This window comes from Candidatus Omnitrophota bacterium, assembly GCA_034717435.1.
Taxonomy (GTDB): Bacteria; Omnitrophota; JAUWXU01; order JAUWXU01; family JAUWXU01; genus JAYELI01.
Genome location: JAYELI010000038.1, coordinates 1 through 10,365 on the forward strand (window position 1 = coordinate 1; position 10,365 = coordinate 10,365).

The 10,365-nt window shown below is 45.5% G+C and carries 13 protein-coding genes; 1 reads left to right on the top strand and 12 read right to left on the bottom strand.

Going from position 1 to position 10,365, the window contains the following annotated elements; genetic code table 11:
• Positions 1-196: 196 nt before the first annotated feature.
• Positions 197-319, top strand: coding sequence for a hypothetical protein (locus U9Q08_02890; protein ID MEA3328661.1), 123 nt, complete (start codon positions 197-199; stop codon positions 317-319).
• 25 nt (positions 320-344) lie between these two features.
• Here the strand turns inward: U9Q08_02890 and pyrE are convergent, their stop codons facing one another.
• From pyrE to U9Q08_02950, 12 genes are all read right to left on the bottom strand, one after another.
• The gene (gene pyrE / locus U9Q08_02895) at positions 345-911 is read right to left on the bottom strand and encodes an orotate phosphoribosyltransferase (protein MEA3328662.1); all 567 of its coding nucleotides are present in this window, start codon (positions 909-911) and stop codon (positions 345-347) included.
• A gap of 5 nt (positions 912-916) precedes the next feature.
• The gene (gene pyrF, locus U9Q08_02900; protein ID MEA3328663.1) at positions 917-1,624 is read right to left on the bottom strand and encodes an orotidine-5'-phosphate decarboxylase; all 708 of its coding nucleotides are present in this window, start codon (positions 1,622-1,624) and stop codon (positions 917-919) included.
• Entirely contained in the window at positions 1,614-2,540 is a 927-nt protein-coding gene (locus tag U9Q08_02905; GenBank protein ID MEA3328664.1) for a dihydroorotate dehydrogenase, read from the bottom strand. Before U9Q08_02905 ends, pyrF begins: the two co-directional genes overlap by 11 nt.
• Positions 2,534-3,331, bottom strand: a complete 798-nt coding sequence (locus tag U9Q08_02910) for a dihydroorotate dehydrogenase electron transfer subunit (GenBank protein ID MEA3328665.1) — start codon at positions 3,329-3,331, stop codon at positions 2,534-2,536. The genes U9Q08_02905 and U9Q08_02910 overlap by 7 nt, the downstream gene beginning before the upstream one ends.
• Complete coding sequence (locus tag U9Q08_02915) at positions 3,331-4,572, bottom strand: endonuclease Q family protein (GenBank protein MEA3328666.1); 1,242 nt, start codon at positions 4,570-4,572, stop codon at positions 3,331-3,333. Before U9Q08_02915 ends, U9Q08_02910 begins: the two co-directional genes overlap by 1 nt.
• Positions 4,562-5,836: a dihydroorotase gene (locus tag U9Q08_02920; protein MEA3328667.1), complete on the bottom strand. Its 1,275-nt coding sequence runs from the start codon at positions 5,834-5,836 to the stop codon at positions 4,562-4,564. Before U9Q08_02920 ends, U9Q08_02915 begins: the two co-directional genes overlap by 11 nt.
• Positions 5,833-6,768, bottom strand: a complete 936-nt coding sequence (locus U9Q08_02925) for an aspartate carbamoyltransferase catalytic subunit (GenBank protein ID MEA3328668.1) — start codon at positions 6,766-6,768, stop codon at positions 5,833-5,835. The genes U9Q08_02920 and U9Q08_02925 overlap by 4 nt, the downstream gene beginning before the upstream one ends.
• A gap of 5 nt (positions 6,769-6,773) precedes the next feature.
• A complete protein-coding gene (gene pyrR, locus U9Q08_02930) occupies positions 6,774-7,322 on the bottom strand; it encodes a bifunctional pyr operon transcriptional regulator/uracil phosphoribosyltransferase PyrR (GenBank protein MEA3328669.1) in 549 nt (182 codons plus the stop codon).
• Between the two features lie 262 nt (positions 7,323-7,584).
• On the bottom strand, positions 7,585-8,481 hold the full coding sequence (locus tag U9Q08_02935; GenBank protein MEA3328670.1) for an RluA family pseudouridine synthase: 897 nt from the start codon (positions 8,479-8,481) through the stop codon (positions 7,585-7,587).
• The gene (gene lgt / locus U9Q08_02940) at positions 8,478-9,218 is read right to left on the bottom strand and encodes a prolipoprotein diacylglyceryl transferase (protein MEA3328671.1); all 741 of its coding nucleotides are present in this window, start codon (positions 9,216-9,218) and stop codon (positions 8,478-8,480) included. The genes U9Q08_02935 and lgt overlap by 4 nt, the downstream gene beginning before the upstream one ends.
• A gap of 123 nt (positions 9,219-9,341) precedes the next feature.
• Complete coding sequence (gene lspA / locus U9Q08_02945) at positions 9,342-9,785, bottom strand: signal peptidase II (protein ID MEA3328672.1); 444 nt, start codon at positions 9,783-9,785, stop codon at positions 9,342-9,344.
• Complete coding sequence (locus tag U9Q08_02950; GenBank protein ID MEA3328673.1) at positions 9,786-10,184, bottom strand: TraR/DksA family transcriptional regulator; 399 nt, start codon at positions 10,182-10,184, stop codon at positions 9,786-9,788.
• Positions 10,185-10,365 lie beyond the last annotated feature (181 nt).

Genomic DNA, 10,365 nt, shown 5'->3' on the forward strand with positions numbered 1-10,365 from the left:
CCGAAGGGCGACCGAAGGATCTCCCATAAAACCGTGTTTTCTGAGATTCTTCGGCCTTCGGCCTCAGAATGACCTTTTTAGCGTTATTATTTTTAATTTCGGTTAAGGTGCGCACTTTTAAAATTTAGCTAACATAAAGATGTTGCTTTTTGTTATTCGGGATCTGCTAAGTCCGTTTTGGACTGCCGGCAGGAAGATGCGACAGCCATCAGGTAAGGTAAATACTCCTGCTGCGAGGTGGCCTTTAGTGTGGGGTGTGGTGGGGCCGGGCTTGCTGCGTAGTCTGGATTCCCCGGTCAAGCCGGGGAATGACGCGTGAAGGATATGACATTGGGGAATGAGCTTTATCTGCTTCCTGGTTTCACTAACGGCAGTCCCTGTTCGCACAAGGGGCATTGGTTGAGGGGAAAAGTTTCTATGTTTAAATTCAGCAGGCTCTTATATTTTACGCCAAAATCTTTTTCCTGCGGGTTTCGTTCGACAAGCACGCCTACTCCAGCTAACCTGGCTTTGGATTCTTTGACTATCCGGATAATCTCTTTTACCGAGCCGCCGGTAGTAACTACATCCTCCACCACCAAGACGTTTTCTCCGGGTTTAAGTTCAAAACCTCTCCTTAAAGTCATCTTTGCCTGTTTTCGTTCACAAAACAAAGCCCTCGCCTTTAATGATCTGGCTGTTTCGTGGGCTACAACTATTCCTCCAATGGCCGGGGCAATTACAACATCTATTTTTTCCTTTTTAAACTGCCGGGAAAGCTCTTCGGACAACACCCCGGCCAACGGCGGGTGCTGTAACAAAAGCGCGCATTGCAGATACTGCCCGCTGTGCAATCCGGAAGATAATTCAAAATGGCCGGATAATAAAGCCCCGCAATCCTGAAATAATTTTAACACTTGATCCTGTTTCAACATCTTCATTCCATTTCCCTTAGAATTAGCCTGGCTGCTTTAAGCGGGTCAGGAGCTTTGATTATCGGCCGGCCGACTACTATATAATCCGCGCCTTCTTTATTTATCGCCTGGCTGGGCGTTATAACTCTTTTCTGGTCATCCCGGGCGCTTTCAGCCGGCCTAATTCCAGGGGTAACAATAAGAAAATCATTTTTAAACTGCCGGCGGACAAGGCCTGTTTCCCGGCCGGAACAAACAACGCCGTCAAGCCCTTCCTCTTTTGCCATGGCAGCCAGGCTGATTACCTGTTCGCTTAACGGCCGATTGATCCCGATTTCTCTAAGAGCATCCTTATCCAGGCTGGTCAGCACTGTTATGCCAAGAATTATCGGGCGCTTACTCCGGTCAAAAGCGCTCAAAGAACGCATTGCGCCCTTAAGCATCTGCCTTGCGCCCAGGGTATGAATAGTCAGCATGAATACCCCCAGGTCAGCGGCAGATTTCACTGCCCGGGCAACCGTGTTTGGAATATCGCAGAATTTAAGGTCTAAAAAAACCTTTGCCCCGCGCCGGTTAATAGCCCTGACTATATCCGGGCCGGAACCGGTAAAAAGCTGGCTGCCGACCTTGAATATTTTAACTACCGGCAAAAGCAGGTCTATCAGTTTTTCTGCCTCAGAAAAACCGTCGAGATCCAGGGCGACTATCAATTTTTCCCTTTTATTTTCCACTGGTCTTAAGGCTCCCTCTAAGTTTATTTACGTTATCAATCTTTTGGGTTTCTAAATATTTACTAAGCCCGTTGACTATCTGGCTGCTAACCCGGGGATCGACAAAATTTGCCGTGCCAACGGATATTGCCGTAGCGCCGCAGATCATAAATTCAACTGCATCCTGCCAGTTCATAATCCCGCCCATGCCAACAAGCGGAAGCTTAATCCTGCTGGAAACCTCCCAGACCGCTTTTAAAGCCACGGGTTTAATGGCCGGGCCGGACAGGCCTCCGGTAATATTGGCCAATTTTGGCTTCTTAGTATTAATATCCACTGCCATTGCCGGTAAAGAATTGATCAAGGAAACAGCATCTGTTCCTCCGTCCCTGGCTGCCCGGGCAATAGAGGCTATATCGGTGACATTAGCTGAAAGTTTCGTAATAATCGTCAACCGAACTGCCTTCTTAACAGCCTTTATTAGATTATAGACCAACTTAGGATCCCGGCTGAACACCATCCCGGTTTTTATGTTCGGGCAAGAAACATTTATTTCCAATCCCGCTATGCCGGCTACGTCATTTAAGCCTTTAGCTAATCTTTGGTACTGCCCGATGCTGTCACCGGCTATACTGACAATAAGCGGCACTTTGATCTTTCTTAATCCAGGCATTTTTTCTTTAATAAAATCATCCAGCCCGTTGTTTTGAAGGCCGATGGCATTGAGCATGCCTGAAGAAGTCTCGCAGATCCTCGGGCCTGGATTGCCTGCTGAAGATTTGAGAGTTATGCTTTTTGTGACAATAGCGCCCAGTCCCGGCTGGTCGATCAGGCTTTGATATTCCCGGCCATAGCCAAACGTGCCGCTGGCCACCATAACCGGATTAGCCATCTTTATCCTTCCTATTTTGACTGATAATTCAGGCAGTGTTACCATATTATCTCATCCAGGTTAAATACCGGCCCGTCCTGACAAACCTTTCTATAACCATGTGTTGTTTTAATCACGCAGCCCAAACAAGCGCCCACACCGCAAGCCATGTTTCTTTCCAGCGAACCCTGGGCCTTCAACCGGTATTTAGAAGAAATCCGGGCTGTTTTTTTCAACATCTCCTGCGGCCCGCAAACGTACAAGTTTGTATTGCATTGCGCGCTGCCTGTTCTGAGAGCAGCCGAAGAATGCTTTATGCGTAAAGTCTGTTCCAGTAAATCGGTCACAAGCCCTTTAAAACCCAAGCTTCCATCCTCGGTGGCTGCCTTGATTTTAAACCCTAACCGTTTAAATTCTTCTTTACACAAAATTAAGCTCTTTGTCTTTGCTCCAACCAAAATAACCTTATTTACCCGGCAGCGGCTCAACCTTTGAGCAAGCATCAAAAGAGGAGCTATTCCCATTCCTCCTGCTACTAAGACAAAGTCCCCTGGTCTATCTATCTCAAACCCCCTGCCTAACGGCCCGATGACATCCAGATACTGCCCGGCCTTTTTTTTAGATAAAATCTCCGTCCCTTTGCCAACTACCTGATAAAAAATGTCTATTTTAGCGCCGCTTACCCGGTGTATGCTGAACGGCCGGCGAAGCAGCGGGCTAAGAGACTCAGAACATCTAAGATGGATAAACTGTCCCGGCTGGGACAGTCTTGCAATACCCGAAGCGCTAAGCCTGAGCAGATAATACTTCCCGGAAATACACCTATTGGATAATATTCTGGCGTCAAGTTGTTTCACTAAAATAATTCCAGTTGGCCTGCCCCGGCATTTTTATCTTCCCCGTTAAATACCTTTATCTTGCCGTATTCGCCGTCGTATCCCGGCTGTATTTTTACCCTGCCTTCTCTTGCGTTTAAAATGCCATCGGCCACCCTTTGTAAAGTCACCTTGATCAACTCCTTCTCCGGCGCATCAAACAAAACAGTAATTTCCCCGCCCAGGGACTGTGTGATCTTTAAATATTCATTCTTCACCGCAAGAGAGCTTATACCCTTGCCTATTGCCCCGGAAATAATCTCGTTTAAAGGCACCAGGCTATAAAACGGTATTTTTTGTTCCGGGATAAAACCCTCTTTTCGGTCAGACAACTCCTCCACCCGGTGCAGTACTCCTACAGTGACTTTTTTGCCGCACTTAGGACAGAGATAATTATTTTTCCTGGTCTCAGCAGGCGCAAGCCGCACTTGGCAGGCTCGATGGCCATCCCAGTGATATTTTCCTTCCTGGGGGAAAAACTCGATTGTTGCCAGAAATTTTTCCTTGTCCTTATTTTTTATAGCATCCAACAGTTGATAATAATCCATTTTCTGGCTGAAAATATTAGCCTCCCGTCCTATCTTCTGCGGGGAATGAGCATCTGAATTAGAAACCAGGCAGTATTTATCGAGCGCTTCCCAGCGCCAGTTCATAGCCGGATCGCTGGAAAGGCCTGTCTCTAAGGCTCCGATATGTTTGAGCTGGTCTTCAAAACAATCTTCAATAGTGTCAAAACCGGAATTAGCCCCGAATAAACTAAACCAGGGAGTCCAGATATGAGCCGGGATTATAAAACAATTCGGATTCTTGTCCATTACTATCTTTACCAAATCTCTGGCGTCCAGGCCTAATATCGGCCTGCCGTCGCTGACTAAATTACCGATAGAGCCCAGTTCTTTGTTTATCTTTTCCACCGTCTCAAAGTCAGGGGCCAGGATGATAATATGAATCTTTCTTACCCTGCCGTTTTTACTATAGATACAAGAGATCTCCGAGCTTAACACAAACAACGTGCCGTCATAACTAAACAAACCGCCCGCTGCCGGCTTAAGAAGGCTTTTTAGTTCCTGGAGCCATAAAAAATGGGTAAAGTCTCCTGTGCCCATCAGGCTTATGCCTTTGATCTTCGCCCACTTGGCTATATTTTTTAGATCCATATCCTTGCTGGTGGCCCGGCTGTATTTAGAATGAATGTGAAAATCGCAGATAAATCTATTTTTCATAAACCACTTTGCCCCGGCAAATAGTCATCGCCGCTATTCCTTTTAGTTTTTCACCGATGAAAGGAGAATTCTTAGACTTTGATTTAAAATCCTCTTTTTTTACCGTCCACTCTTTATTTAAATCAATTATAGTCAAGTCCCCGTCGCTGCCAGGATCTAACCGGCCTTTATCCAGCCTTAAAATCCTGGCCGGATTAAGCGACATTTTCTCTACCAACCGGCTAACGGTTAATATCCTTTTTTCAACCAATTCTTTTATCGCCAACCCCAGAGCAGTTTCAAGCCCTGTCATCCCGAATGGCGCGTAATCAAACTCAACATCCTTTTCTTCTTCTGAATGCGGAGCGTGGTCGGTAGCTATAGCATCAATAGTCCCGTCTGCTAAGGCTTTTTTTATGGCATCAATGTCTTGGCCTGTCCTTAACGGCGGATTTACTTTATAATTAGTGTCAAATAGCCTTAAGTTTTCATCGCTCAGGCTAAAGTGATGAGGGGTTGCCTCGGCTGTAACATTGATACCGTCTTTTTTGGCCTGTTTGATTATCCTAACCGACCCTGCGCTGGATATATGAGCTATATGAATTCTGCTCCCTGTTAGCTTAGCCAGAGAAACATCCCTGGCTACCATATTCTCCTCAGAAAAACAGGGTATGCCCTTTAATCCTAAAACAGTCGAGATCCTGCCTTCGTTGATCATTCCCCCGGCTGAAAAATTTTTGTCTTCGCAATGAGCAATAATCGGCAAATCAAACATCCTGCTGTATTCCAACGCCCGGCGCATAATCCGGCTGTTTTCAACCGGGTTTCCGTCATCGGATAAGGCCACTACTCCAGCCCTTTTCAACTCACCTATCTCAGCCAGTTCCCTGCCCTCCCGGCCCTTGGTAATTGCGCCGATCGGGTAAACATTTACCAAACCGGCCTGCTCTGCCTTGGATAGGATAAGCTTCACTACCGCCTCCTTGTCCACTGCCGGGCTGGTATTGGGCATAGCGCATATCGAGGTAAATCCGCCTTTTACCGCTGCCTCCGAACCGCTAAGAATGGTTTCTTCGTCTTCCCGGCCCGGTTCGCGCAAATGGGTGTGCATATCGATCAGGCCGGGCACAACTATAAGCCCGGCGGCATCGATCACCCGGCAATTTTCAGATCTTATACTACCGGCCATCCGGCTGATCTTCCCTTTTTCGATCAACAGATCCATTACCTTATCGATCTTATTTGCAGGGTCGATCACCCGTCCGCCTTTAATCAATAAATTCACAGCTTCACCTTGGTTTCGCCGAGCAGTAAATAAAGCACTGCCATTCTTACAGCCAATCCATTGGTTACCTGATCCAGTATTACTGAATACTGGCCATCGGCCACATCAGGAGATATTTCTACCCCCCGATTGATCGGCCCGGGATGCATAATCAGCAGATCCTTCCCGGCATCTTTTAAAACCTCTTTGTTTATTCCGAACTCCCTGCTGTATTCCCGCAGGCTGGGGAAAAAACCGGCATCCTGCCTTTCCTTTTGAATACGTAAAACATTAATTACATCTGCCTGTTTTACGGCCTTTCTAAGGTCATAAACCACTCTGACTCCCATTTTTTCTATTTCCGGGGGCATCAGGGTAGCGGGCCCGCAAATTACTATTTCTGCGCCTAATTTCTTTAGCCCCCAGATATTAGACCGGGCAACCCGGCTGTGAAGGATGTCGCCAATGATCGCCACCTTTAATCCTTTTATCTTTTTTTTCTTTTCCCTGATGGTAAATAAATCCAGCAGACCCTGAGTAGGATGCTCGTGGCTGCCGTCTCCGGCATTTATCACCCCGCTGGATACTGCCCTGGCCAGCATTTCAGCCGCACCAGCGCACTTGTGGCGTATAATAATTATATCTATCTTCATCGCCTCTATGTTTCGGGCAGTATCTTTTAGTGTCTCGCCTTTGACCACGCTGCTGGTAGAAGATGATATGCTGACGGTATCAGCGCTCAGCCTCTTGGCAGCCAGCTCAAAAGACGCCCTGGTCCTGGTGGAGGGTTCAAAAAACAGGGTTGCAATAGTCCTGCCTCTTAAGGCAGGAACCTTTTTTATCTGGCGGGTGGATATCTCCTTAAATGATTCAGCAGTGTCCAGGACCAATTTAATTTCTGCCGGGCTTAACCCCTCTAATCCCAGCAGGTCTTTTCTGTTCCACTTAACCATAGCCATTACTTTTCCTGTTCCATGACCAACACTTCATCTATGCCTTCTGACTCCTCCAGCCTCACCTCTATGGTTTCAGAACCCGCAGTAGGAACGTTCTTTCCAACATAATCCGCCCTGATCGGCAGTTCCCGGTGGCCCCGGTCGATCAGGATTGCCAGCTGAATACTGGAGGGCCTGCCGAAATCTATTAATTCATCCAGCGCGCATCTTATGGTCCGGCCGGTAAACAGGACATCATCCACCAGGATAACCGTCTTAGCGGTAATGTCAAAGTTTATCTCGGTCTTATGAACTATTGGCTGTTCAGCAATTGCAGTGAGGTCGTCGCGGTACAACGTAATATCCAATATCCCCAAGGGTATGGGCTTGCGGCTTATTTCTTCCATCCTGCCTGCCAGGCGCCGGGCTATCACTGCCCCGCCTTTTCTGATCCCGATAATACAGAGATCTTTGGTGTTTTTGTTCTTTTCTAATATCTCATGGGCTATTCTGGTAATCGTCCGCTGGACAGCTGCCTTATTCATAATCCTTGCTTTTTGTTTTAATTTCATCTGGTTATCCCCCGGGATATCCTTCGCTTGAAGAGTCTCAAAGAAGCAATTCATCGCTCAGAATTAATTCGGACAACAACTTATGTTCACTTCGTTCCATAAGTTGTGTCCTCATTAAAAAACCCATCCCTTATTCCTGGATGGGTTTGATATTTAAATAATATTTTTCCCTGCATTTTTATTTCCCTTACTAGTTTCTCTGAACCAGTTTAAAGGTTTTATAAGTTGTTTAACTATACCATATAAAAATTGCCTTGTCAAGTTAAACGACAAGTTTTTTCATATCCTCAGGCAAATCAGAATTAAATTCCAGGTACTTTCCTGTTACCGGATGATAAAAACCCAGGCCTGCGGCATGAATGGCCTGGCGATTTATCAGAGGAGACTGCCGGCCATAATGACTGTCACCAAGTACCGGATGGCTCAAATAAGCCATATGCACCCTGATCTGATGGGTCCTGCCGGTTTTAAGAATAACCTCAAGCAGGGTAAAGCCTTCAAACTTTTTTATAACCTTATAATTGGTGACCGCTTGCTTTCCTCCGGCCTGAACCACTTCCATCTTCTTCCTCTGCCGGGGGTTCCTGCCTATCGGCTCATCAATTACGCCTTCTTTAAAAGCCATCTGCCCCTTTACTATCACCAGATACCTTTTATTAATCGTGCGGTCCTTGAACTGTTTTGCCAGCGCCCGGTGAACTGTGTCTGTCTTTGCCGCCACCATCAGGCCGGAAGTATCCTTATCCAGGCGGTGGACAATCCCCGGCTTAAGTTCGCCCCCTACGCCTGAGAGGTCAGAGCAGTGGTGAACAAGGGCATTTACCAGCGTGCCGCTAAAGTTACCGGCAGCCGGGTGAACTACCATCCCTGCTGGTTTATTTATCACAATAAGATGTTCGTCTTCATAGACTATATTCAATGGAATATCTTCGGGTTCTGCCTCTGGTTTTGAAGGCGAAGGGATAACAACTGCTATCTGTTCACCGCTCTTCAGCCGATAATGGCTTTTGGCATTTTTATTATCAACCCTTATCTGGCCGTCTGTTATCAGCTTCTGAATATAGGAGCGGGATATCAACCTGGAAAAATGCCCGGTAAGATAGCGGTCTAACCTTTGACCTGATTCATGTGTTCCAACAACAAAATTATATTCTTTCAAATCAACATCCTCCTTTTTTTAGCATATAATATTAACGCAGTGAAAAAAACTACTGCGCTGATCAGCTGGGATAACGTGAACATGTCAAAGATAATACAGGGGCTGTCCCCTCTTAAAAACTCTATAAAGAAACGGCCGACAGGATAAATAAGAAAGTAAGAAATAAAGGTTTGTCCGTTAAACCGCTTTGTTTTTTGAACAATATTCAGGATTAAAAAAACAGCCAGGGCATTCAAACAGAAATAAATCTGCGTTGGATGCAGGGCCAGGGAAGTCCCCGGAAAATAAATTCCCCAGGCCAGATCAGTCGGCCTGCCGTAACAGCAGCCGTTCAACAAACACCCGATACGGCCAATGGCCTGACCTAACGCCAGATAAGGAATCACGATATCGATTATCTTCAAGACCGGGAGTTTTCCCCTTTTTAAAAAAAGAACTCCAGTAAAACCAGCCAGGATAATTCCACCATAAACCACCAGGCCTCCGTGATGGAGCATCACTATCTCAACAGGATTAACCAGATACTGCCTGATATTTGTTAAGATATAAAGCAACCTGGCCCCTAAGATACCTGAAATCAAAAGATATATTCCCAGGTCAACTATTATCTCTGCCTTAAAACCTTCTTTTTTTGCCTGCTGTTGGGCCAGATAAACGGCAACTATAGCCCCCAGTGCGACCATCACTCCATAGGAATAAATATTAACCGGACCTATTTTAAACAAGACAGGATACACAAAAATTACCTCTTATCTCCATTGCTATATTGTTAAATTGTTATACTCAGATTATGTCGCAATTCTATAATACATCTTTATTTATACCGGAAATTTGCTCAAAAAGCAAGTGAATTATACTTATTAGGTTTTTGGTTTTTTGGTCTTAAGAAGGTGCAGTACCAGCAGTCCGGCACCGATTGTAATAGCGCTGTCAGCTATATTAAAAACCGGCCAGATGCGAAAATCCAGAAAATCAATTACATATCCGAATACAAGCCGGTCTATCAGATTTCCCAGCGCGCCCCCCAGGATCAGGGACAAGCCGGTCTTTAACAGTAAGCACCGGCCTTTGATCTTTGGAAATGAAACTACAATCAGGATAATAACTATACTTGAGATAAAAACAAAAAGGGCCGCCTTCTGGCAAAACAAACCAAAGGCAACCCCTTTATTATGGACTAATGTCAGATGAAAAATGTTTTTGATAATAGGTTGGGACTGGCCGAGGTAGAAATAAATGCTTATTAATCTTTTGGTAAGCTGGTCGAGCGCTAAAACCAAGACACTGATTATAAAAATCACCATCTACGAGTTTATTTTCCCTTTACTCAACTCCTCCTGCTCCTTAAGTTCTTTACAATTGATGCAAAGCCGGGCATAGGGAACGATTTTTAAGCGGCGGTTATCAATCCTGCAGCCGCAGACCTCGCATTTGCCAAACATTTTTTCCTTTATCCGCAGTAACGCCTGGTCTATTTCATAGAGAATTTTCTGTTCATTGCTGACCAGACCGAGATTAACCTGACGGTTATAATTATCCGTGCCCACGTCAGCCATATGATAGGCATATCCGGAAAGGTCGCCGGCAAACTCCCGCTGGGACCTTCTTAAAGATTGCTCCTCCAGATCGTCTATTTGTTTGCTCAACTGCTCTCTTCGTTCAAGCAACAAACTCTTGAATTTCTCCCGCTCTCTTTTATCCATGTCTTAAATAATACCAAAAAATCAGACCGAAGTCAAGCCTGTTTTAAAAACCTGTTATTTAAAAATTAAAAGTGCACAGTTTTTAGACGATTTATGTTTTAAAAGTGCACACCTTAACCGAAATTAAAAATAATAACGCTAAAAAGGTCATTCTGAGGCCGAAGGCCGAAGAATCTCAGAA

Coding starts and splice junctions, on each gene's coding strand:
- lspA (MEA3328672.1), bottom strand. CDS start 9,785: ATGGTGATTTTTATAATCAGTGTCTTGGTTTTAGCGCTCGACCAGCTT.
- U9Q08_02905 (MEA3328664.1), bottom strand. CDS start 2,540: ATGGTAACACTGCCTGAATTATCAGTCAAAATAGGAAGGATAAAGATG.
- pyrR (MEA3328669.1), bottom strand. CDS start 7,322: ATGAAATTAAAACAAAAAGCAAGGATTATGAATAAGGCAGCTGTCCAG.
- U9Q08_02915 (MEA3328666.1), bottom strand. CDS start 4,572: ATGAAAAATAGATTTATCTGCGATTTTCACATTCATTCTAAATACAGC.
- U9Q08_02890 (MEA3328661.1), top strand. CDS start 197: ATGCGACAGCCATCAGGTAAGGTAAATACTCCTGCTGCGAGGTGGCCT.
- U9Q08_02925 (MEA3328668.1), bottom strand. CDS start 6,768: ATGGTTAAGTGGAACAGAAAAGACCTGCTGGGATTAGAGGGGTTAAGC.
- U9Q08_02950 (MEA3328673.1), bottom strand. CDS start 10,184: ATGGATAAAAGAGAGCGGGAGAAATTCAAGAGTTTGTTGCTTGAACGA.